22 protein-coding genes are annotated in these 21,552 nt (G+C 38.5%); 10 read left to right on the top strand and 12 right to left on the bottom strand.

The genetic code is table 11. The features are described from left to right. The first annotated feature begins 37 nt into the window (after positions 1–37). A complete protein-coding gene (locus tag CH361_RS01700) occupies positions 38–958 on the top strand; it encodes a GDP-mannose 4,6-dehydratase (protein WP_100789090.1) in 921 nt (306 codons plus the stop codon). Here CH361_RS01700 and CH361_RS01705 read toward each other — a convergent pair. Together CH361_RS01705 and CH361_RS01710 are read right to left on the bottom strand one after the other, a co-directional pair. Continuing rightward, positions 916–2,112, bottom strand: coding sequence for a M48 family metallopeptidase (locus CH361_RS01705; protein ID WP_100789091.1), 1,197 nt, complete (start codon positions 2,110–2,112; stop codon positions 916–918). The genes CH361_RS01700 and CH361_RS01705 overlap by 43 nt on opposite strands. 3 nt (positions 2,113–2,115) lie before the next feature. Further along, the gene (locus CH361_RS01710) at positions 2,116–3,072 is read right to left on the bottom strand and encodes a YjgN family protein (protein WP_100789092.1); all 957 of its coding nucleotides are present in this window, start codon (positions 3,070–3,072) and stop codon (positions 2,116–2,118) included. A 49-nt stretch (positions 3,073–3,121) separates the two neighbouring features. On the opposite strand from CH361_RS01710, the gene CH361_RS01715 reads away from it, so the two are divergent. Both CH361_RS01715 and CH361_RS01720 read left to right on the top strand, forming a co-directional pair. Then, positions 3,122–3,529: an LIC_11321 family protein gene (locus CH361_RS01715; RefSeq protein WP_244279467.1), complete on the top strand. Its 408-nt coding sequence runs from the start codon at positions 3,122–3,124 to the stop codon at positions 3,527–3,529. Continuing rightward, positions 3,505–4,473, top strand: coding sequence for a patatin-like phospholipase family protein (locus tag CH361_RS01720; protein WP_100789093.1), 969 nt, complete (start codon positions 3,505–3,507; stop codon positions 4,471–4,473). Before CH361_RS01715 ends, CH361_RS01720 begins: the two co-directional genes overlap by 25 nt. On the opposite strand, the gene CH361_RS01725 is transcribed toward CH361_RS01720, so the two are convergent. Then, positions 4,455–5,648 carry a pyridoxal phosphate-dependent aminotransferase gene (locus CH361_RS01725; RefSeq protein WP_100789094.1) on the bottom strand — a complete coding sequence of 398 codons (1,194 nt, stop codon included), beginning with the start codon at positions 5,646–5,648 and terminating at the stop codon, positions 4,455–4,457. The genes CH361_RS01720 and CH361_RS01725 overlap by 19 nt on opposite strands. Before the next feature lies 1 nt (position 5,649). Then, positions 5,650–6,429: an SDR family NAD(P)-dependent oxidoreductase gene (locus CH361_RS01730; protein WP_100789417.1), complete on the bottom strand. Its 780-nt coding sequence runs from the start codon at positions 6,427–6,429 to the stop codon at positions 5,650–5,652. Between the two features lie 88 nt (positions 6,430–6,517). On the opposite strand from CH361_RS01730, the gene CH361_RS01735 reads away from it, so the two are divergent. Beyond that, positions 6,518–7,741 (top strand): MFS transporter, encoded by a 1,224-nt coding sequence (locus CH361_RS01735; protein WP_100789095.1) that lies wholly within the window; start codon positions 6,518–6,520, stop codon positions 7,739–7,741. Between the two features lie 133 nt (positions 7,742–7,874). Here the strand turns inward: CH361_RS01735 and CH361_RS01740 are convergent, their stop codons facing one another. From CH361_RS01740 to CH361_RS01750, 3 genes are all read right to left on the bottom strand, one after another. Next, positions 7,875–8,120 (bottom strand): hypothetical protein, encoded by a 246-nt coding sequence (locus CH361_RS01740; RefSeq protein WP_100789096.1) that lies wholly within the window; start codon positions 8,118–8,120, stop codon positions 7,875–7,877. Between the two features lie 71 nt (positions 8,121–8,191). Continuing rightward, on the bottom strand, positions 8,192–9,112 hold the full coding sequence (locus CH361_RS01745; RefSeq protein WP_100789097.1) for a hypothetical protein: 921 nt from the start codon (positions 9,110–9,112) through the stop codon (positions 8,192–8,194). 3 nt (positions 9,113–9,115) lie between these two features. Then, positions 9,116–9,619: a DUF3347 domain-containing protein gene (locus CH361_RS01750; protein WP_100789098.1), complete on the bottom strand. Its 504-nt coding sequence runs from the start codon at positions 9,617–9,619 to the stop codon at positions 9,116–9,118. 99 nt (positions 9,620–9,718) lie between these two features. Here CH361_RS01750 and CH361_RS01755 point away from each other — a divergent pair, with 99 nt between their 5' ends. After that, the gene (locus tag CH361_RS01755) at positions 9,719–10,069 is read left to right on the top strand and encodes a VOC family protein (protein ID WP_004784589.1); all 351 of its coding nucleotides are present in this window, start codon (positions 9,719–9,721) and stop codon (positions 10,067–10,069) included. A gap of 43 nt (positions 10,070–10,112) precedes the next feature. Beyond that, positions 10,113–11,600 carry a hypothetical protein gene (locus CH361_RS01760; RefSeq protein ID WP_100789099.1) on the top strand — a complete coding sequence of 496 codons (1,488 nt, stop codon included), beginning with the start codon at positions 10,113–10,115 and terminating at the stop codon, positions 11,598–11,600. Here CH361_RS01760 and CH361_RS01765 read toward each other — a convergent pair. Then, complete coding sequence (locus tag CH361_RS01765; RefSeq protein WP_100789100.1) at positions 11,597–12,289, bottom strand: LIC10067 family putative lipoprotein; 693 nt, start codon at positions 12,287–12,289, stop codon at positions 11,597–11,599. The genes CH361_RS01760 and CH361_RS01765 overlap by 4 nt on opposite strands. A 69-nt stretch (positions 12,290–12,358) precedes the next feature. On the opposite strand from CH361_RS01765, the gene CH361_RS01770 reads away from it, so the two are divergent. Further along, positions 12,359–13,132 carry an enoyl-CoA hydratase-related protein gene (locus CH361_RS01770; protein WP_100789101.1) on the top strand — a complete coding sequence of 258 codons (774 nt, stop codon included), beginning with the start codon at positions 12,359–12,361 and terminating at the stop codon, positions 13,130–13,132. A 3-nt stretch (positions 13,133–13,135) separates the two neighbouring features. Continuing rightward, positions 13,136–13,660, top strand: coding sequence for a dCTP deaminase (dcd, locus tag CH361_RS01775; RefSeq protein ID WP_100789102.1), 525 nt, complete (start codon positions 13,136–13,138; stop codon positions 13,658–13,660). A gap of 86 nt (positions 13,661–13,746) precedes the next feature. Here dcd and CH361_RS01780 read toward each other — a convergent pair whose 3' ends face one another. From CH361_RS01780 to mpl36, 3 genes are all read right to left on the bottom strand, one after another. Further along, on the bottom strand, positions 13,747–14,271 hold the full coding sequence (locus CH361_RS01780; protein WP_100789103.1) for a DUF2147 domain-containing protein: 525 nt from the start codon (positions 14,269–14,271) through the stop codon (positions 13,747–13,749). Between the two features lie 228 nt (positions 14,272–14,499). Continuing rightward, positions 14,500–17,727, bottom strand: coding sequence for a SpoIIE family protein phosphatase (locus CH361_RS01785; protein WP_100789104.1), 3,228 nt, complete (start codon positions 17,725–17,727; stop codon positions 14,500–14,502). 123 nt (positions 17,728–17,850) lie between these two features. Next, complete coding sequence (gene mpl36 / locus CH361_RS01790) at positions 17,851–18,735, bottom strand: RlpA family plasminogen-binding lipoprotein MPL36 (RefSeq protein ID WP_100789105.1); 885 nt, start codon at positions 18,733–18,735, stop codon at positions 17,851–17,853. Between the two features lie 108 nt (positions 18,736–18,843). Here mpl36 and CH361_RS01795 point away from each other — a divergent pair, with 108 nt between their 5' ends. Further along, entirely contained in the window at positions 18,844–19,749 is a 906-nt protein-coding gene (locus CH361_RS01795) for a tetratricopeptide repeat protein (protein ID WP_100789106.1), read from the top strand. A gap of 1 nt (position 19,750) precedes the next feature. Further along, positions 19,751–20,674, top strand: a complete 924-nt coding sequence (locus CH361_RS01800) for a tetratricopeptide repeat protein (protein ID WP_100789107.1) — start codon at positions 19,751–19,753, stop codon at positions 20,672–20,674. A gap of 37 nt (positions 20,675–20,711) precedes the next feature. Here CH361_RS01800 and folP read toward each other — a convergent pair whose 3' ends face one another. Continuing rightward, positions 20,712–21,527, bottom strand: a complete 816-nt coding sequence (gene folP, locus CH361_RS01805; RefSeq protein WP_100789108.1) for a dihydropteroate synthase — start codon at positions 21,525–21,527, stop codon at positions 20,712–20,714. Positions 21,528–21,552 lie beyond the last annotated feature (25 nt).

Below are 21,552 nucleotides of genomic sequence, written 5' to 3' on the forward strand. Positions count from 1 at the left end.
CTAAATCTTAGGGCCGAATCGGAAATTTCCCTTTTCTATGAAAAAAAAACATATTTTAGTCACCGGAGCCAGCGGATTTGTAGGAAGTTACCTACTTCCTGCTCTTGAATCCCAGGGTGAATCACAAATCCACTCTTTCCAAGGTGACATTCGTGACCGAGAAACCGTCACAAGAAATCTAGAAGAAGTTCAACCCGATACGCTCATCCATTTAGCTGCCCAAGCTTTTGTTCCCATCGCCATTGAAAACCCTTGGGAAACAGAAGAAATCAATGTTCGGGGGACATTGAATCTACTCGAGTCCTTACACCGATTGCAGAGACCTTGCAAAATGTTGTATGTTTCTTCTGCAGATGTTTACGGAAAACAAAACCTTTCTCTCCTTCCTTTAAAAGAATCTTTTTTGCCAAACCCAGTGAATCCTTATGCGGGCAGTAAGCTAGCTGCTGAATCTTATTGCCGTCAGTATGCACAGTATAGTCCTTACGTTTCCGTGGTGATTGCGAGACCTTTCAATCATATAGGAATTGGACAACGTAAGGAATTTGTGATTCCGAACTTTTGTACCCAGATCATCGAAGCCAAACACAGAGGAAACTCGGTCATCGCGGTTGGTGATTTAGAACCTACTCGAGACTTTTCTCATGTAGAAGATATTGTCAGCGGGTATTTGACCCTAATTGAAAAGGGAGAGTCGGGAGAAATTTATAATATTTGTTCTGGGGAAGAGCGAAGTATCCGTTATATGTTGGAAGAATTAGTTAAGTTTTCTGGTGCAAAGATTCGGTTTGAAGTTGACCCGAATCGGGTACGTGCATCTGAAACATCTAAGGTTTACGGTGACAATTCCAAACTAAAAGCCCTTGGTTGGAAAAACAAACATAGTTTAAGCGAAACTCTGAAACAGATTTATGATCAGTTAGAATCAGATTTTTTAAGATCTAAACAAACCGACTGAACTTCTTTCCAAGTTTTATCAGAGACTATTTTTTTGATGGAACCCTTTTTACCAGATTGAATTAAAGATTTCAGAGTTTTCATCCTTTCTTCTGTGGCAGGATGGGTACTTAGGAAATCAGTAATTGATCTTGTTACGATTTGATCGTCTTTCGCATTTGCATCTTTTGGGTTCTCTTCTGACTTAGTCATTTCTTTTTCTAGTTCTTGCATCCTTTGGAAAAATGTTAAGAGACCAGAAGTCGAAATATTTTGATTTTTTAAATATTCAATGGAAGTAATGTCTGCTTCGGTTTCAAAATCCCTAGAAAACTTTAAAACTAAAATTGTGGATCCAAGTTCAGTAAATGTTTCTAAAAATTCCATATTTCCAAGTCCGGGACCTACCACCAAACTAATCGCAAGCGAAGTTCCTCCTGCTTTCACTAAGTTTCTCATATGGTGTCTTTTTTCCACATGTGCTATTTCATGAGCCAAAACACCGATGACTTCTTCTTGTGATTTGGCATCATTCAACAAACCTGAAAAAAAATAAATTTTTCCATTGGAGAGAGCAAATGCATTCGGCATTGTGGAACCAATCACAGAAACAGAGAATTTGTGGGGGCTACCTTTTGGTACAACTTTCTTTAAGGCCTCTGCAAAGAATTTGTCAGTAGCTTTGGTGTTACATGCCTCAAACTGTGCGTCCATTTTCATTTGCACAGATTCACCAAGTGATTTGTCCATAGAAATAGGAATGAAGTTTATGACTAGTTCCAACCCTTTAAAATAGAAAAAACCAATGATACCAACAATGAGAATGGATAAAACCCCGAGAACAAAGGGATTCATTTCTCGAATCGAGTAGAAAAATGCATGAGAATGACTTTGGGATTTTTTTGTTTGGATCCAAATGGATTCTAGTTTTTTTGCTTCTTCTTTCAAACAAAAAATTTCTAAAACTGGGCTTTCCCTTACTTCGTCGGGCAGAAGTGTGAACTTGCAGCCGTTATGCGTCAAATTGAATTCTGAAAATTGGGAGATGATCAGTTTGTGGGCAGTGTTCCCAGAAGAAAACTCGATTGAGTTCCCGTGGATCAGAACGGTTCCTTCTTCAGGAACCGCTGATACTCCGTCAAAATATCGGGATGTAAATGTTTGATTTTGAAACAATGTTTATGATAGGAAGGCTTCCAAAGTTTCTGCTAGTGCTTCCAAACCTTCCGCGGTAGCATTTGCAGTCGTATCTGGTTGTGCTGAAATGGTAGAGAAATCAACCTCTGCCTCTAAACTGACTGACTCAATAAATAGTTTGGTCAATCGGACAACAGCCCAAGCAAATCCAATTCCTAAAGTAAATAGGATGATCAAATAAGCGATGATAAAATTCACAAAAATTTTACCCCCGGTGATATCGGAGCGGAAATTTTTCCCTTGGAAACTAGTTCTGTTCCAAATGTAGTTTTGAATATCTGCTAAAAACCAAGAGTAATAGATCCCAAAAGTTACGATGCTCAAAAGGAATCCTTTTAAATAGAGGAAAAATATTTCCTTTCCTTCTGCAGAAAATCCAAAATTTGTATTTCCGTATCTAGTTTTGCTTTGTAAATAAGCTTCTTTTTCTGCGAAAAACCAAGGGTAATAAATTCCTAACGTAATGGCTGTTAGAAGAATTCCTTTTCCGTACAGTTTCGCAACTTCCAAAATTTTTCCATCAAATCCAAAACGGAGGTTTCTGTATCCAGTACGGGAAGTGAGGTATCTCCTTCCACCAACCACGATGATAGGAACTAATCCCAAAAATAATGATAAGGTCAGAAGAGACCCAACGATTAGTGAAAAGTAAGGGATGGGAATGAAAGTTAGGATATATTGAATGATGTAAATTCCAATATAAAGAACTATGAATATCCCTGCTGCTTTGAGAAAACCAATGAATCGTTCTTTTCCTGTTCCGTGAAAGGAAAAACGTTCCCCAGCCCATTCCAAATTTTCTGCCATAAATTTTTGAACATTGGTTCTAGCCCAAAAGCTATAAATGCCTAAAGTTACTACGGTTAGGAACATATTCTTCAGTAGTAGGATGAAGAGTTGTCCTCCCGTTGCGTGGTATTGTAGTCTCGTATTGCTCATTGATGTCCTCAAAGGATGATTGGTGGGGAGATTATAAAAGATGTAACAAATGGGTAAAGAAAAATATTTCCTATCCATTAGAAATACAGTTTGTACCATTGAACTTAACTCAAGATTTTTAGAGGAATCACTGAACTTGTGTATGATTAGGCCCGTCTATCAGTATAGAATGCGAACTATGTTCTTCCTATTTTTATTTTCTTTGGTTTTTGTATCGGAAAGGATGGCTGACTCAAGGCAAGAATTGCCCCCCACTCTGGGAGATCTAAAGGGCCAAGATAAATCGGTCCGCCAACCTCCGGACCGTAAGGATAAAAAAGGATGTTGTAAAATTAAATATCCTGCCGGTGGTTATGATTTCTTTCTTGCGACAGAAGATGATTGCCGTGCTAGTTTATACTTTGACAGATTTCTGGGAGAAAATAACACTCTATGCTTTCGGTGGGAAGGGGAATAGAATTTGTCGATTTTATGGGCGTTCGAGAACAAGTTTTACAAACATTAGTCAAAATTTTTCCATCCTATGATGTTTCTCTTGCCATCGCTGGTGGTGGCTGTAAGGCCTTTTATGCATTAGGTGTGGGGAAAACTCTTCGAGAATGGGGTGTGCGTTTTACGGAGCTCTCCGGCGTTTCTGCTGGTGCTGCTATGGCTCTTTGTATTCTTTCCCAAACAGAAGAAGAATCTGTAGAATACTTTGAAGAAATCACAAAACGGAATTCGCGTAACTTCCATTTTTCGAATTTTCTCCGTGGTGAGTCTACTTTCCCACATGAAGATATGTACCGCCGAACCATTCGTTTTGGAATGAAGTTCGATAAAGTATTAGAATCAGGTGCTAAAATTTGGATCCATTCTGTGAAGGCCCATCCCAAGGAAGATTCCCTAAAGAATAAGTTCCGTTTGGCGAGATTAATTTCAGAAACGGGTAGGGCTTTTATTTTGGATGATCGGGACCGGTCAGAAGGAATTCCAGCCAACAGAACGGCAGAAATGATTAAAAAATGGAATATGGAAGATGTTGATTTTACAGAGAAAGATTTTGTGAATTCAGAAACCATCGAACAATTCATTATGAATTCTTCTTCCATTCCCCCCATCGTTGACTTTCAATCAGTTGGTAATGAATACTACTTAGATGGTGGACTTACGAATAATATGGTCATTGAAACTTTTTCGCATAACGCGAAAATCATTGGAATTCATTATGAACCCAACACCATTGTGGGTAAAGACCCTGGTCTTTTGGCTAAATCCTATTTAATTACCCCTTCGAAACCTTTACCGATCACTTCTTTTGATTACACAAATCCCAAAGGAGTCAGAGAAACTTTTGAGTTAGGAAAGGCAGATGCTTTGGCGCATAAAACTGCCATCATTGATTATTTGAGAAAAGATTGAAGGGAACTTAGACCTAAACGCAAAGTTTCTTCGTCTGAAATTAAACTAATAATCAATATGCAACGGTTATGCGAATGTCCGTACCATGACCCAGGGTGTAAAAACACACCCGGTTTTGATAAAATTTCTAAAACTAAATCCTCATCTTTTTTTTCTAAATCTAACTCAAATGAAAAATACCATCCAGCTTCTGTGTTGGATTTTTTTTTGATTTTAGGAGTTTCTTCTGCGAATAAAATACATTGTGCTAAGTTTCGCATAATTCTTGTTCGTATTCGATTTTGGATCATGGATTTCCAGGGAATTAGCTCTGGAGTTGCCAGTTGCACGGGAGAATTGACCGAGAGGTAAGTGTCAGCGATAAAACTTAAGTTTTTGAGTATTTCTGATTGGTAGTTTTTGGGACTTTTGACAAGAATCCAACCAAGTTTGAGTCCTGGGAGTGCCAACATTTTTGAGAATCCATTACAAACCAGGAGGGGAAAACTGGGTGAATCTGGAATCTGGTGTAGTTCTCCGGCAAACTCATAACCCACAAAAACTTCATCGAGTAAAATGGGAATTTTGATTCCGAGTGCCTCCCATTCCTTCCAAAAATTAGCAGTGGTTCTAGAACCGGTTGGGTTTGCCGGACTCACAAGTATGATGAGTTTTGTTTTTGTACTGATACAATTGGCAATCGTTTCCGCAGAATACTCCCAGTTTCCCGTTTCTGGATTTTCTTTCAGCGGGTAGTGGACTTCTTTTAGATTTTCTAGGCCGATGAGAAAACTAAAGAGCGGATAACCAGGATTTGGTGTCAGAACTTCATCACCAGGATTTGTGAATAATTTGAAAATATAAGAATAAGCTTCTGAGGTACTTGCTGTCAAAATCAGATCAGACGGGTTTGTTTGGATTCCACGACTTTCATACTCAGAGGTTATGACTTTTCTTGTGGATTCCAATCCTTCTGCTTGCGGTTCATATTGGCTGCAGTCCAAATTGGAAAAGATATGAGACAAAGCGGAAGGTGGAAATTCCAACCCTAATTTTGTAGGATTGGAATTGGTAAGATCAAAAATCTCATTTCCAGATTTTTCCAGATTTTGTTTGGTTTGGTAGATTTTGTTTTCTGAATTCAAATCACCTAATAACTGAAAACGATTGGAAAATGAAAATTCTGGATTTGTCAAATCAACCTGCTTGGTGTAGAAATTTTGCAATTTTACGAACGAGAAATCTTGGAGAAACTCGAACGGATTGAGCGACGAGAAAGTTCATGAAACCAGGAATTTTGATTACTTTTTTACTAAACAAAGCATCAAGGCCACTATCTACTACATCTTGTGATTTCATGATGAGAAACGATGATTTTACTAAATTGATTTTAGTCATATTTGCTCTTTCGAAAAATTCAGTTTGTGTTGGTCCCGGACAAAGACAGGTTACGGTAACACCATAATCTCTCACTTCTTCTGCAAGCCCCTCACTGAGTGAAAGAACATAAGCTTTGGAAGCATAGTAGTTGGACATGAGTGGGCCTGGTTGGTAAGCAGCAGTAGAAGCAACGTTAAGAATATAACCATCTTTTGCTTTTACCATATCTTGCAAAAACAAATGGCAAAGCTCTGCTAATGTTGTTACGTTCAGTTGGACTAGTTGGGATTCATTTTCAAAGGAATTTTTATGGAATTCACCATTGAGACCAAAACCAGCATTGTTCACCAAACAATGTATATCTAACTTTAGTTTTTTGACCGCTTTGTATAGAACCTCTGCCGATTTAGGTTTGGCAAGGTCTTGAGCGATGACAACACTTTGTAGTCCAAATTTAGTTTTGATTTCTGCGGCCAATGCCTTGAGTCGATCCGCGCTCCTAGCAACTAAAACAGGAGTGTAACCTCTTTTAGCCAAAGTCAGAGCAAAATCTTTTCCAAGTCCAGTGGAAGCACCTGTAATTAACGCGTATTTCATAGAGGGAAATTTATTACGGAATGCAAAACTTGGCAATACCAAACTAAATAGTTTTGGAAATTTTGAACGGGTGGTCAATATTAGTTTTATGAGCCAACCTCTTACCCATCCGCTTCATACCATCCAAAAAGAAAGAGCTATCATCTTTATCTTAGCAGCCCTCCAATTTTTACACATCTTAGACTTTGTCATCATGATGCCCTTGGGACCAGTGTTTATGGAGAGTTTCAAAATTGACTCTTCTGCCTTTGGGTTACTTGTATCTTCTTATTCTATCAGTGCAGGAGTTTTTGGACTGATAGGGGCTTTGTTTTTGGATTCCTATGATCGTAAAATGAGTCTCCTTGTATTGTTTTTTGGTTTCTCTTTTGGAACCCTACTTTGTGCCATTGCTCCCAATTATTCCTTTTTACTTTTTGCAAGGGTTGTTGCTGGTGGGTTTGGTGGGATGATAGGGGCTACTGTTCTTTCTATCATTGGAGACATCATCCCTGTATTTAGAAGAGGGACTGCCACTGGTGTTGTCATGAGTTCTTTTTCGGTAGCATCTGTGATTGGAATTCCCATTGGACTTTCCTTAGCAAATAAGTTCGGATGGCATTTCCCATTCCTTTCTTTGGCGATTGCTGGTTTTTTGATTCTACCAATTTGTTACAAAGTGTTGCCTTCGATTCGTTATCATTTGGATTCGGATGTCCATCCAAAACAATCCCAACTCAAATCTTTAAAACAAGTCATCACGAAAAAAGATCATTTTGCTCCTTTTGTTTTTATGGTGTTTTTGATGTTTGGTGGATTTACGGTCATTCCTTTTCTTAGTCCCTTCCTTGTATCTAACGTTGGTTTAGCGATTGATGAACTTCCTTACATCTATTTTTTTGGCGGACTTTTTACCTTTTTTACCAGTAGATTCATTGGAAAATTATCAGACCGATATGGAAAACTAACTGTTTACCAAATCATTTCTATCATCGCAGTCATTCCGATTGTGGCGGTTGTCACTTTGACAAAAACTTCCTTACCTATTGTCCTGACTTTGACTACCATTTTTATGATTTTGGTTTCTGGAAGGATGGTACCGGCTTTTGCGATGATTACCTCGGCAGTGGAACCAAGAATTCGCGGAAGTTTTATGTCTGTGAACTCTGCCATCCAACAGATTTCTTCAGGAGCTGCTTCCTATGTGGCTGGACTGATACTTGTGCAATCTTCTAACAACCAACTCATCAATTACGAACTAGTAGGAATGATTTCTGTTTTTAGTTTATTGTTTAGTGTTTATTTGGCTAAAAAAATAAAAATTGCAGGCTAATGTTTGCGAGCATTACCAGGATTTAGAATGAGTGCTAAAATCGTTACTGAGAGAGGTTTGTCATCATTTCTTCAGTGACGATTTTGGGCTTGGGTAGGAGTGACCTGGCGATCTTTGAATGTCAGAACAGCTTCTAATATGAAGGATTCCATGTTTCGTATAACAATGGAAAAATGGTAATCATAAAGTTCACAAAACAACAAAAGTAAGCAATTTTTCGATCAGAATTATCGACGACCTTTTTTGCGAAATAAAATCCAAAAATAGGTACAATGAGACACAAAACAATTAAATTGCCATCTCTTTTAATTCTTTCATTATTCACATGCATTTGATGATTGATACGATCCATTCGTTCTTTTTGTTCTTTGTCATCCATATCTATTATAACTATCCGTGTTTTTGTAAAAAGTCAAGAGGGAATTACAGGCTAATAAACGTTAGTTTATTCTACAATTCTAATTTACCAGTGTCAAGAAAATCGATGATCATGAGTTTTTGAGAGATTGTGATCATCTTTTTTTCCAGAAGTTGATTTAGAATTTCTGCGGCAGTTCCGATTTCCATTCCGTTCAGTTCAGTGAATATAAACTGAAAGTTTTTATCGATTCTGTGTTCACCGATATAGGAAATAAGTTTTTCGCTTGTTTCTAAGATCAGTTGTTGTCTATGGATGAGGCCTTCCATGGTGGAAAGGATAATCGAAACCTCTGGATCTTCTGCAAAAAGTTGCATCATATGATCGTAGATTTTTGGTGATTGGAGCGGTAGTTCGTAGATGGAATCACCTAGCGCTGTGTATAAAGACTTTTCTTCTTCAAAATCGAGACCAGTGTATTTATTAAGATTAGAAACGATTTCGGAAGGTAAAATCACAATAAATTGACATGCATATTCTGGTTCTTTTAAATACCGAACAAAGTATTGGATCAAATCACAAATACGTAGATAACTTACGAAGGTCCAATATTTGAAACTTCGAATGTCAAACATATGTTTGATGGATTTTTCTCTTTTGATGGAATCTCGGATGTTCATATAGTTTTCGAAATCACATTTAAAAAGATAACTGAGAGTATGATTTGAAAATGATTCTATGATTTCGCGAACGAGAGTGGGTTCACCGATATATAAAAAATATGAGATTAATTCTAAATTATCTTTGGAATTCCAAATGAACTTTTCTAGAGTTTTGGCCGGAATCTGAGAAAATGCGGAAAACCCAATTTTGAATGTAACTCTATCTTGTAAAAATGCCTCGAGTTTTTCCTTTGCAATACAATCTTCGTTTATATCTTGTTTTGCGAATGATAGCCTGCAGCTGGGGGGGCAGGCTTCATAAAGAGATGTACCGAGGAAACATTTTGGCATGGTTTATTGTAATAATTCTCCACAATCTCTCATTTCTGGAGCATAGGGGTTTTTTACTTCTCTTCCTGTCATTAACCAAGATTTATCAACCATGGGACAGTAAAATCGATTGTACTGAGATTGGTTTGGTACTTCGGTTTTGATTTGAATCAATATTTCTTGAATTTTGGAAATTTTTTCATAACTCGATTCTAAATCACTTCCCGTAGTAGGAAGGAGTGGGCGGAGAGATTCCGTCCAGGTCTTTAATTTTGGATGTCCACTGGTCGCGAGTGTATCGAGTACCTCTGAAAAAGTTTTCCAGTTGGGTTTTGGATCCTCTTTTAGATATTCTTCGAGAAGGATTTGGTTCTCCGCTAGGAGTTTTGCTGCGAGATTCTCGTGGGCAGTTTCGAAAGGAATCACCTCTTCTTTACAGGAAAGGGTAAAAATGGCGAAAACGATGAGTGAAATCCGAAATACATTCATATTTTGATTCTTTTTTCCTAACTGGGAATTGAAATTCAATTTTTAGTTTCGAGTTTGTGATGGGACATTGCTTTTTTCTCGACAAAGCCGGTTTTTCAAGCATGATGACAGAAAAGTTCACGAAGGTGTAATTCCATTATGATTATTGTAGAAGGCATTGGCCACGTCAGTATCCCCGTCTCCCAACTCGACACCTCTATCGATTTTTACCGGGACATTTTTGACTTCGAAGTGGAGACAAAGAAGGCTACTGAGGCAATCCTATCTCTGGATTCCTTCCGTATCCGATTGGTAAAAGCAGAAGTTTCAGACCGCTCTCTTCCTCTCCTTAGTTTTGTGATGGATGTGGATGATTTCACTGAAGCCATCAGCGAACTTGAGGAAAAGAACGTAAAGATCATCAAAGGACCAGAAGGAACCGATTCTGGAGAGAGTCTCACCTTCGCAGATCCGAGCCAAAACTTAATTGAGATCTTCTATTCCAATTAAATCCTGTTGATTTTTTAAAAACCTTACTTACTATCCTCTTGGTATGTCGGCAGAGAACCAGGGGGGTGGGAACGAATTAGACCTACTTACCGATTTTAAAAAAGGTTACGTATACTTCCTGACTGGTTTTCAAAACTTGGTGGGAAGTTTCCTCCAGTTCCTTAGTTCGGGTCTTACCGAAGCCAACAAACGTGAAATTCTTCCCTTTCGAAAAAACCTCGACCAAGAATTAGATAAATCACAAAAGAAAATCAAAGAGATCATCTTTAATTTAGATGAGAAACATTTATATGCGTTAGTAAGAAAGGAATACTCACGTTATTTTTCTCGTAACTTAGATGAAGTCAGTCGGGATGATTTTGTTCAGTTTCATTTGATCTTTGAAATGTTACGTTACTTTTATATCGAAAGCAAAGAAGGTTGGATTTTTTTGCGAGAAGCTGTTTTAAACGCAAAATTTAGTGATCCTGATTTTCAAAATAACGTTTTGTTGCGTTATCGAATTTTACCTGCCCTGGATAGATTAAACCAACTTGAGATTTTTCTCAAACGAATGAGTTTCATTTTACAAATTGATAATCCAAATTATCTAACTGAATACAAACCCACCAAACCAAAGTATCGTGATCGTATCATCTACCGATTGTCTTCTGTTTTTGATGAATCCTTGTATGACAAACCAACAACTCTTGAATCTGAAGATTCTGGAATTGAATATAAGGCTGATGAGGTAATTCAGAAGAGTGATAAGGATCCTAAACAAAAAAAAGATCTGGTCAATCAAAAAGCAAAATTAAAAGAAGAAGGTGTCACCAACTACATCCAAGCCTATGGAAAGTATACTTGGAACTCAGACCAACATTATTTTTTCAGATATGAATTGGATAAATACTTAGCAGAAAAAGCCTTATTTAAGTCGGCAATTAGTCTGGATTTGCATCTTGGTGCAGACGAACAGGTTCTTCGTGCAGAACTCATTCGGTCTATGACAAGTACGGAAAAGAAAAACAAATCTCCTGAAGATTTTGAAGTGGAATACCAAAACTTTCTAAAACAGTTTTTCCAGTTTTGTGAAAATATAATTCTTATGAATATGATGATCCCCAACCAAGTGAAGTATGTATTTTTATTTCATTTGGGGCCTTCTCATTTTTATATGATTGCAAAAAAGTTTTTAATGGAAGTCGGCACAGGTTATATCCATTCTCGTGGTTCAGATGGTAAAAAAGTAATCCGAGTAATTCCTGGTGAATATGTCAAAAAACATGTGATCGACTATTGGAACGAAATCATATTGCTGAATGTAGGTGAGGAGAAAAATAACCTAGCGTTATTAAAAAAACTAACGGAAATGATCGAAGAGAAATACAAAGAGATTTCGAAACTTACGATTCAAAAATATGATGAGTTAGATGAAGAAATCAAAAACTCAAAACCTAGAGATTTAATTTTTCGAGAACATATGAATGAGTGGATGGGAGCTGCAAACATCATTATCTTTAAAAGATTTGTGAAAAATAAATCTTATTAAAGGACTAAACTACAAGTTTTTGAATCGGCTGTGACGTAAAACTGTGTGGCGACCCCTGCCGGGAAAGGAATGATTGGATCGTTTTGTAAAACATAGTCGGTTGCTTTGCAAGATCGGTCAAACACTCGGACGGTCACTGTACTTTCACATCCTATGGTTAGGTTTCGAGATGATAATAATGTATCTGTATGAAAGGCTTTGGTTTCTTGACCATCAAACTCAACGGACAAACTACTTCCTTGTTTGAGTTCAATTTCTGGGCCATACTGTTTATTATATACCGTATAACAGTCGATAAAGTATTCCATCCCGGCGCAATTGACACCCGTTTTGGAATTAGGCAAACAGGATCCACCCGATTTTGAGACAGTAATGAATCCAGAAAATGCACCATCGGGAACTTTCGTATAGAGCTCCGTTCCTGTGTTGAGGCTGATGGTAGCTATGATATCATTAAACCGGATTACCGGATCAACTCCAAAGTTTTCTCCCTTGATGAGCACTTCCGTTGCAGCATAAGTAGCGTTGAGATTGTTTTGTGCAGGAGTTCCAATCTGAGGGGTGACAGAGGAGACTACAGGTGGAGAAGTGAGGAGAGCAGCTAAAGGATCTTCGTCTGAAGAAGAGATACAGGAAAAACTGCTTCCAAGTACTAGTGAGAATCCGATTGTGTATAAAATCCTTCTCATGACGGCTACTTCCATTATCGGAAATCCAAAACTGTTTTCATTTCTATTTTTTTGCCCAGAGGAAATTCTATGAACACTGTCACCCTGCAAACCCATCATACTTATGTAGCATTAATTGAACTCAATCGGCCGGAAGCAAAGAATGCGATTTCCATCCAATTTCTTTCGGAACTAAGAGAAAAAATCCAGGAAGTGCAAAAAAGCACAGCACGAGCCCTGGTCATCATTGGAAAAGGTGATTCATTTTCCTCTGGTGCTGATTTGAAGGAAAGAAAGTCCATGACGGACTTACAGGTCAAACAGTTCCTAAAAGATATCAATTTATGTTTTTCGGAATTAGCGAATCTCGCCATTCCCACAATTGCTGCGATCAATGGGTTTGCCTTTGGTGGCGGATTGGAAATGGCTTTATCGTGTGATATTCGTTATGCGAGCGAATCAGCACAAATGGGCCTCACGGAAACAAAACTTGGGATCATTCCGGGAGCAGGGGGAACCCAAAGGCTTTCTCGAATTGTGGGAGAATCTACTGCTTTGGAATGGATATTTTCTGGAAAAAAACTAACTGGGCAAGAAGCAATGTCTCGTGGTCTAGTTTCTCAAGTTTTTGAATCAGACCATTTACGGGAATCTTCTCTTGCCTTAGCACGGGAGATATCGGAATCTGCACCTATCGCGGTTTCTGCTGCCAAAAAGGCCGTGCGCCGTGGATTGGAATTACCATTGGAGTCTGCCCTGGAATGGGAGAGGCTGTGTTATTTTGAAACCATAGGTACGAAAGATCGAATGGAAGCCTTGCAGGCGTTTGCTGAAAAAAGAAAACCTAATTTTAAGGGAGAATGATCCGTGATTTTAACCGGAAAAGAAATTTTAAAAAGACTGGGAAACGATATCAAAATCGAACCATACGATGCGAATCTTTTGAATCCCAATTCTTACAACTTACGATTACATGAAGACCTTTTAGTATATTCAGAGTTTCCTTTGGATATGAAAAAACCAAACCCTGTACAGAATCTGAAAATTCCAGATGAGGGTTTATTGTTAGAACCTGGCAAATTGTATTTAGGAAGAACGATTGAATTTACTGAAACTCACAATTTAGTACCAATGTTAGAAGGTCGCTCTTCCATTGGGCGGCTTGGAATGTTTGTTCATATCACTGCTGGTTTTGGGGACGTAGGGTTTAAAGGATTTTGGACCTTAGAAATCCAAGTAACACATCCGTTACGAGTTTATGCAGGTGTTCAAATTTGTCAGATTTTCTATCATACAGTCGAAGGGGAAATCAGCGAATATAAATCAGGAAAGTACCAAGCCAACCAAGGCATCCAACCTTCTTTGTTGTATAAGGACTTTGAAAAGAAGTAACTTCTAGTTTTTCTTCGGAGGAATTTAGGAAGAGAAGAGCAAAAACCTGCCTCCAAAAACTGGACGGCAGGTTTGTATAAGAATCGTTATTTTTTAGCTTTGAAAGTACAGTCCCATTTTGGGTCATCAAGATTCAAACCACCAAGTTTCACCCAGTTGTTTGTTTTTCCAATAAAGGTAATGGAACAAAGAGTTCCTTTTAAATCCAAACGGTTTCCGCCTTCAAGGGAGGTGAATTTACCGCAGTAAGTTTTACCATCACGAGGGTTGTAGATTTTTCCGTTTTTATAAACACCTTCCCCTGCGTAATCAAAACCAGTGATGAAAACCATTCCAAGGTTTGGTCGGTTACGTAACTTTGGATCTTCGTTGTTATGGTCTAAGTAAGGAGTTCCTGGAACACCTTTGTCTTTTTCTTTTTCTTGGTATGCATTGTCTTTGATACAAACTGTTTTTCCGCAGTATTTATCACCACATTTGAAAATCTCGATGACTGAGTCTTTTTCAGGTGGAAGGTATCTTCCCACTGCAACGTCAGCCTCTTGGGCAAGCAGAGAACTTCCTGTGAAGAGGATGGCCGTCCATACACTTAAAACAAGTTTTTGATTCATATAGATCCTTATTCTATAAAATTGGGTTCAATCATTCTGACAGAAATTTTTTCTCTGGCAAGCTGGTTTTTTGAAATTCAGGACAACAAATTAGGAAAATACCAAATTGAAACAAATCGGTAATAGAACTAAAAGTATCGGGTTTCTGATTGAATGGGAAGTCCCCATTAGAGTATTTCTAACAGGGAAACAGACAACAATGTGGAAGGGTAGATAGACTAACCTCAATTAATTGAGGCTAGTCGCTTTTTCCAATAACTTGGAAAGTTTGAGAACGTTTTTATTTGTTGGATCAATGGATTGTGCTCTCGTTACATAAGTCACGGCACGATCTACATTTCCAAGAAGTCGGCTAACGTCCGCAAGGTTGATCAGGTTTTGGAAGTTTTCTGGATCATATTTAAGAGCTTCTTGAGCTGCTTTTAAAGCTCTTTCATAGTTTCCGAGTTTTTTTTCTGACATTGCTAGGTAATACCAGTATTCTCCCGATCCTTCGTTTTCTTTTAAGAACTCGTTCAGAACTTTTGCAGCAATGTCATATTCCTTACCTTTGTAACTCACAAGGCCAAGAAACTTGTTTAATTTCTGATTGGTTGGATCACCCAGGAAGGCTTTTCTCATTACGGTAATGGCCCTTTCAATTTCTCCATTTTGGTAAAGCGCTTTTCCTTCTTCAAAGGCACTAGAAGTTGTGAGTGCTTCATCCCAATCATCACCTGCGGTATCAAAAAAGTCATCCACAGGTTGGTGTGAAAGATCATCTTTTTCTGGACTGTGTAAGATAGGAGATTTTTCACTTTTGAAAACAACACTGAGCATGGAGATATCGTCTGTAACATCTCCAGATTTTTTGACCAATCTTTCGATTTCGTAGATATCACCATCGGCTTCTTCCACGAAACGGAGTACCATGGTTTCATCTTCATTGATGGTTCTTACATCTTCATCCGGAGTGAGGTCAATATCATCACGACCATCCGAACCAAGAATCAACTGATCTCCAGGAAGGAGTTGGAAAGTTTGTACTTCGAAAGGGTATTCTGAATCCAACCCCAGTTTTCTAAGTTTTAATTCTTCTTCGATGAAACTAGCTTTTCCATCACGGTAAAGAATGCTGTAAGGGTGTTCTGCATTGAAATACCAGATTTTTCCAGTTTCATCATCGATTAACATAACCGTTGCAGAGATTACCATCGTTCCACTAAAGGATTTGAATACAGCATTTACTTCTTCATAAACATCTGTGAGCCATTCATCCGGCGTACGATTGAGAATTCTTTTATTCCCTGCAGAACGGGCCATAATGGAATTCATTACCACACCCATAACAAGGGATCCACCAGCACCTTGCATGGATTTTCCCATCGCATCCCCGTTCATCACCATAGTATATCTATGAAAATCATCAGGTTTTCCTAGTTTTAGGTTTCCTGTGATACAAATATCACCCCCAAGATCTCCTGTTTTATTACGGAATTCAAAGGTTTTCTTTTGATGAACAAAGAAATCACAACGGATATTATCTGATTTATTTGCATTAAAAAATAAAGGTTTAGCAAGGAGAGAGGTGAGGAAGTAGTCACCATCTTGTTGTACTTTCAAACGATGGATTTCATCCATTTTCTCTTGAAGTTCTTTGGTTCTTTCCTTAACTTTCTCTTCCAAGTTTTCTGCATAGTCTTGTAGTTCTCGTCTTGCGTCGCGGATAGAGGAAACCATCCCGTTAAACGACTCTGCTAGATATCCAATTTCATCATTAACTTTGATGGGAACTTCTACTTCTAAGTTTCCTTGGTTTACTTTCTCAACCCCAGCAAGTAGAGCATAGAGTGGGTTTACTAACGCAGATCGGAAAAACAATGGAAAAATAACAAGTAACACGAACATTACTATCGCAAGAATGACTAACTCGAGTTTAGCGGACTTGTGCATATAGGCACGGTAATCTCGATAATTGAACCCAACCTCTCTGTTGACTTTCTTTTTCGAATCATACGTCATGTAGGCAATGTAATGCGAAACACCGTCTAAATCTTTTCTATAATGTCTTGTTAAGTCTGGTTTGAAATAACGGAAAAATTTGAGCATTTCGACACGGAGGTCTCTTCCGGAAATTTCGTTTCCATCCCATTTACATTCACTTACATGTTTGAGAATGGCATCACGGAATGTGTCTACATTTTTGACTTTTTCAACGTATTTGACACCTTCTTCGCAAAACTCATCAGGTAGAATGTCTGCAAGTTTGTTGGTGTTAATGAAAGTTCTACGATTGAGTCTTTCGATCAGTTTGGAAACTTCTGCTTTGAGTTCCGCTCCTTCCGAATCTGGATTTTCTTCCAGAAACTGAAGGATGGCATTTTTATAACCTTCAAAGTAATATGGTGTTTTTGTAATACTTGCTTTTAATGAGTTTCTGTAATCGGCCTCACCAAGGCTCACCACCTCATCATACAATGCTGTATTATAAAGATCCGCTTGCACGAGGGGAAGATCTAAATTTACAGAAGAAGGTAAATATGCTTTTTTGAGATTTTGGCCTGAGGAATCGGATTCAATGACAAATAAAATGTCTTTGGAACGTTCTCCTCCTTCTGCAACTCGGAGTGCCTTTTGGATCGCAGTATTGTCAAAAGATGTTTCTTTCTCTTGGTCCACCAAATAACTGAAGGCTTGCATGATGAGAAGAATGGAAACAAAAGAAATTCCTACAATCTTCACCATAAAAGTAGTTCGTTCACTACTATTATTGATAAACGAAATGGTAATGATAAAGAAAGTTAAAGTGAAAAGTAATACTAAAGCAGTGAGGTAGGTAGAACGTTCCATCGCACCATCACGGCTCATTACATTGGTTATGTTTGGTACAACGGCGGCGATTAATGCCGCTATCAACATAATAAAAAGAGTTCCACGTTTATCTTTTCCAACATGGAAAATTCGATATCCAGGAAGAATAAGGAAGTTGATAAAAGAGTAAGCCGCAATAAAGAAACTTAGAATTCTACTAGGTCCTTCCGAATTAAAATCCCAGTGGTGGGCAGTGAAGTGGTATTTTCTTTCTCCTTGAGAAACGGTAACAAGAAACCACAATACAACAACGATCGCTACGGCATGTAAAATCGCGAGGATGATGGTAGCTGCTTTTGGATTTTCATTATCAGGGAAACGAAAGAAAAACTGACCAAAATGGGTGATTCCAAAGATGATAAAACCACCAGTGATCCAACGGTGGTAGGAAGCGATGGGATGGTAGTAAAAGGCCCCTAAAAGGTATCCAGCTTGGAACAAACACAAAAACAGGCAGGCAAGAGCCATATGTTTTGTGGCGACAGTTTTGTCTTTTAGAGAGAAAAAGAAAGTAGTCAAGACCGCAAGGAGGACAGTGACAATTAAACTACCGAATGTATAATAATTTGTTAGTATGTGGTCAACGGATAATATGCTTTCACTCATAGGGTCTTCTAGTTGCTAATTTAATACGAAATCGTAACAGGCGAAATAACGAAATCAATTCATTTTCCAACCTTCCCGAGCAAATCGGAGGGACTCACCAATTGCCCGGTCAGATAGGAGAAACTAACGATTTGCGATAAAACAATCAATCCCATCGTATTTCAATTTTGATTTGAGAGATTCTGCTTTTGTGCGGTCTGCAAAATCCCCAACTTGAACTACGAACTTTCCATCTCTTGGAGTTACGAACACAGATTGGTTGTATTCAGATTTAATACTTTCTTGGTATTTTAAGGCTCTTTCTTTTTCTTGGAAGACCCCTACTTGTACTGTGAAATTTTTTCCAGCAGTTGTTGGTTTAACGACACCTGGTTTGACTGGAGTCAGTTTTTCTGGTTTTGCGGGAGCATCATCCAAAAGGTCTGCATCATCCAAATCATCGGCCAAATCTTCTTCCCCTTTTTTGAGAACTTTGATTCCGACCTTTGTAATCCCTTTATCTTTAAACTCTAAAAGTTCTGCCGTTTTTTCGGATACATCAACGATTCGTTCGTCGACAAAAGGCCCACGATCATTGATACGAACGACAGCTTCTTTATTATTTTCCAAGTTTTGGATTTTGATCATACTTCCAATAGGGAGTGTTCTATGAGCTCCCGTCATTTTCATTCGATCAAATGGTTCTCCGCTGGCAGTGGGGCGACCTTGAAATTTTTGTCCATACCAAGAAGACAAACCCACTTCATCAAAGTTCTCTGCAGGTTTTTTGCTAGGGATGGCCGCCACTGCAGCAGGAGCCGCTGTTTTGGAATTAGAATCTAAATCATCTATGATGGAACGTGCTACCGGATCATCGGATTTGGTGTTGCTCACAGGTTTTGATTTCTGTGAACGTTCGAAAAATATATCTTCAGGATCTCCTGAAGCACTATAATCTCTTCGGGTAGCATCTGCGGAACTGCAGGACACCAGCCACAATATCATGGATATAAGTATGAGTCTTTGCATAACTTTCCCCTTCCTCTGGACTCTTGTGTGTACCTTTCGGAAGGTTTTTCCATTCTCCTGATAAAATTTCTCGGGGGAGATTCATTTCTGAAACGATAATCGCTCTGTATGGCACAAGAAATCCAATCTCTATTCAACGAGGCTGTCCGTTTGGAGCGAAATGGAGAATGGGATCGCGCCGAGACACAATACAAACTTTTACTCGCAAAAGACCCCAATTACCATCTAGCCTTGCAGAATTTGGGAGTGATTTATGCCAAACAAGGAAAACATGCAGATGCAATTCCATTGTTTTCCAAGGCCTATAAACTTCATGCCAATGTGAAAAATTGTTATAATTTGGCAGTTTCTCTTTATAAACATGAGGAAACGGAAAAGGCGATTAGTTTTTTAAAACAAACTTTGACCTTCGAAAAGAAGTTTATTTCTGCACACCTTTTACTGGCCCAAGCCTATCAGAAGTTAGGCAACGATGAAAAAACCGAAGTTTATCTAACAAATGTTATTAAAATTGAACCAGACCATAAATCAGCTTTAGGAGGGCTTGCGATGTTTTATTACGAAAGGAATCGTTTTCCAGAAAGTTTAAAAATGATCGAACGTTACTTAATTCTTTATCCCGGAAATGCTCAGTTAAAAATCATCCAATCAGAGATCCTTGCCAAACAAGGAAATTATAAAGCCTCAGCCACTTTACTTTCAACGATGGCAAAAGAAGATGTTGGGTTCACTAATTTTAATGAAAGTTTGCAAGCTGCCTGGCAAGAGGAAGATGGGGTTGCCCATGATAGTTTGGTTCGGATCCAATCCAAAGCAAAGAAGAAACTAAAAGAATTCCAAACTAAGTTAGAACTTTCAAAAGAAAATCCAGAAGAGTTTTCACCGCCCGATGCACAAGAAGCTTTGGATTTGAGTTTGTTGTATCTTTTCAATGGTAATCCTGAAAAAGCGATGCAATATTTGGTATTTGCACAAAAGATGAAGGAAAAGACTGACCCAGATAGGCAATCCTAGATTGAAATTTCTAATTTTCTACATTCTCTTTATTTCTCAAATTTTGTTTTCATTTGGATGTCGGTATTCCATCGCGAAACAAGACGAGTTGGAATCAGATACTTTGTTTCTGGAAGCGGTTAGTTCCAATGCGACAGACTGTAATGCCGAAGGGATTCGACTGTCTAAATCCATCCAGCTGGATCAGGCGGAAGTGGTTTGGGATAAATGCATCCAAACCAATCCAAATGAAGTTGGGGTTCATTTGAATCGACTTCGGTTTTATTTTTTATTAGATGAATACGAATCATTCAAACAAAAGGTAAGTAAAGAAGCTCCCTCCCGTTCGTCCGTCACGTATACGAATATTTTAAAAGAATTGGAAATCCGACTGCGAAATGAAGAAAGAGTCATTTTGTTGGATGCGCTCTCTCGAGTGAAGGGTTGGGAATTATATTCTTACGAAGAACTTGCCAATTATTATTTACAAACAGGTAACTTTGCTTATGCGGAAGGTTACTTCAACCAAATTTTAGAAGTAGTTCCTTTTCATGAAAATGCGTTGTATGGAATGGCAGACATTCAAGTTCAAAAAAGTAATTGGTATGGCCTCCTTGATTATGCGAAGTCTTTAGAAGTTGCAGCGAAGAAAAATAAGGAATTTCATTTTTACTTTGTAAAAGCAAACTACGAACTAGGTCGTTATGAATTAGCACTCAAATGGGCAGAGTCGGCTACAGCGGAAGAAAAAACCCAAATTGGTTTTTTAGAAGTTTGGCGAGATACCCTCCTTGTTTTAAAAGATTCTCCGAGATGGGAAGGACTTTTGCCTTACTACCGTAAGGCGGTTGAAAAAGGATATGCGGTTCCTGAATCGACTTTTTTCCCGACTCTTTCGAAAGAAGGAAAAGATGTTAGAAAGGCTTCCCGATCGGGAAGAACTTAAACCGAGTATTTCAGATTGAACTCGGAAAAATTGTAGTTCATTCCATTTCCTGACATAAGTTCCAAATTTTCTCTGCTTGTCTCAGCTTGAGGACGTTATGCGTCCGAATGAATGGGATTTTGAATCGTAAGAGATGGAGTTCACAAGCCAAAGTCGCAAATTCTCTCTCTGCTACTGGAAGTTCACCCAAAACTTTACCAAGAAAGGATTTTCTGGAAACTCCTACCATTAATTGCGGAAATTCTAGTTTGAGGATTTCTAAATCTTTTAGGACTCGGAAAGAAACCATTGGGTCCTGACTTAAAAAAAATCCCATTCCTGGATCGTAGTATAGAGCTGATTCGGGAATGTCCATGGCGAGTAAATCCGAACGTCGATCCCGAAAAAAGGTTTGGATTTTTCTTACTACTTTTTCTGGTGTAAGGTCGGATGTTTTTTTCGCAATATTTTTGTTATGCGAATGCATGATGATGAGTTTTAGGTCTTGGTGTTTTTTTGTGTAGGAAGAGAGAAAACTACGGTCACCTTCGTAGGTAAATCCGGAGATATCATTGATACAACTTACACCCGCTTCAATACCCTTTCTTTGTACTTCTGGGCGAAAACTGTCCAAGCTGATCCGTACTCCCTTGGGGACAAAATGCCGAATCACTGGCTCCACTCGTTTCCATTCTTCTTCCTCGGAGACTAAAGTAGCTTCGATGTTAGATGATTGACCAGATACATCTAACCAATCGGCCCCTTCCTGCAAAAGTTGGGTTCCATGGTCGATTGCGATATCTGGGTTCAGGAATTTTCCCCCGTCACTAAAAGAGTCTGTGGTAATGTTTAAGATTCCGAAGATTTCGGCCATGAATGAGAAGGATTATGGGTAAACC

The organism is Leptospira brenneri, from assembly GCF_002812125.1.
GTDB lineage: Bacteria > Spirochaetota > Leptospiria > Leptospirales > Leptospiraceae > Leptospira_A > Leptospira_A brenneri.

Coding starts and splice junctions, on each gene's coding strand:
- CH361_RS01780 (WP_100789103.1), bottom strand. CDS start 14,271: ATGAATCAAAAACTTGTTTTAAGTGTATGGACGGCCATCCTCTTCACA.
- CH361_RS01795 (WP_100789106.1), top strand. CDS start 18,844: ATGGCACAAGAAATCCAATCTCTATTCAACGAGGCTGTCCGTTTGGAG.
- CH361_RS01760 (WP_100789099.1), top strand. CDS start 10,113: ATGTCGGCAGAGAACCAGGGGGGTGGGAACGAATTAGACCTACTTACC.
- CH361_RS01755 (WP_004784589.1), top strand. CDS start 9,719: ATGATTATTGTAGAAGGCATTGGCCACGTCAGTATCCCCGTCTCCCAA.
- CH361_RS01770 (WP_100789101.1), top strand. CDS start 12,359: ATGAACACTGTCACCCTGCAAACCCATCATACTTATGTAGCATTAATT.
- CH361_RS01700 (WP_100789090.1), top strand. CDS start 38: ATGAAAAAAAAACATATTTTAGTCACCGGAGCCAGCGGATTTGTAGGA.
- CH361_RS01745 (WP_100789097.1), bottom strand. CDS start 9,112: ATGCCAAAATGTTTCCTCGGTACATCTCTTTATGAAGCCTGCCCCCCC.
- CH361_RS01735 (WP_100789095.1), top strand. CDS start 6,518: ATGAGCCAACCTCTTACCCATCCGCTTCATACCATCCAAAAAGAAAGA.
- folP (WP_100789108.1), bottom strand. CDS start 21,527: ATGGCCGAAATCTTCGGAATCTTAAACATTACCACAGACTCTTTTAGT.
- CH361_RS01785 (WP_100789104.1), bottom strand. CDS start 17,727: ATGAGTGAAAGCATATTATCCGTTGACCACATACTAACAAATTATTAT.
- CH361_RS01740 (WP_100789096.1), bottom strand. CDS start 8,120: ATGGATGACAAAGAACAAAAAGAACGAATGGATCGTATCAATCATCAA.
- CH361_RS01710 (WP_100789092.1), bottom strand. CDS start 3,072: ATGAGCAATACGAGACTACAATACCACGCAACGGGAGGACAACTCTTC.
- CH361_RS01720 (WP_100789093.1), top strand. CDS start 3,505: ATGCTTTCGGTGGGAAGGGGAATAGAATTTGTCGATTTTATGGGCGTT.
- mpl36 (WP_100789105.1), bottom strand. CDS start 18,735: ATGCAAAGACTCATACTTATATCCATGATATTGTGGCTGGTGTCCTGC.
- CH361_RS01765 (WP_100789100.1), bottom strand. CDS start 12,289: ATGAGAAGGATTTTATACACAATCGGATTCTCACTAGTACTTGGAAGC.
- CH361_RS01730 (WP_100789417.1), bottom strand. CDS start 6,429: ATGAAATACGCGTTAATTACAGGTGCTTCCACTGGACTTGGAAAAGAT.
- CH361_RS01715 (WP_244279467.1), top strand. CDS start 3,122: ATGGGTAAAGAAAAATATTTCCTATCCATTAGAAATACAGTTTGTACC.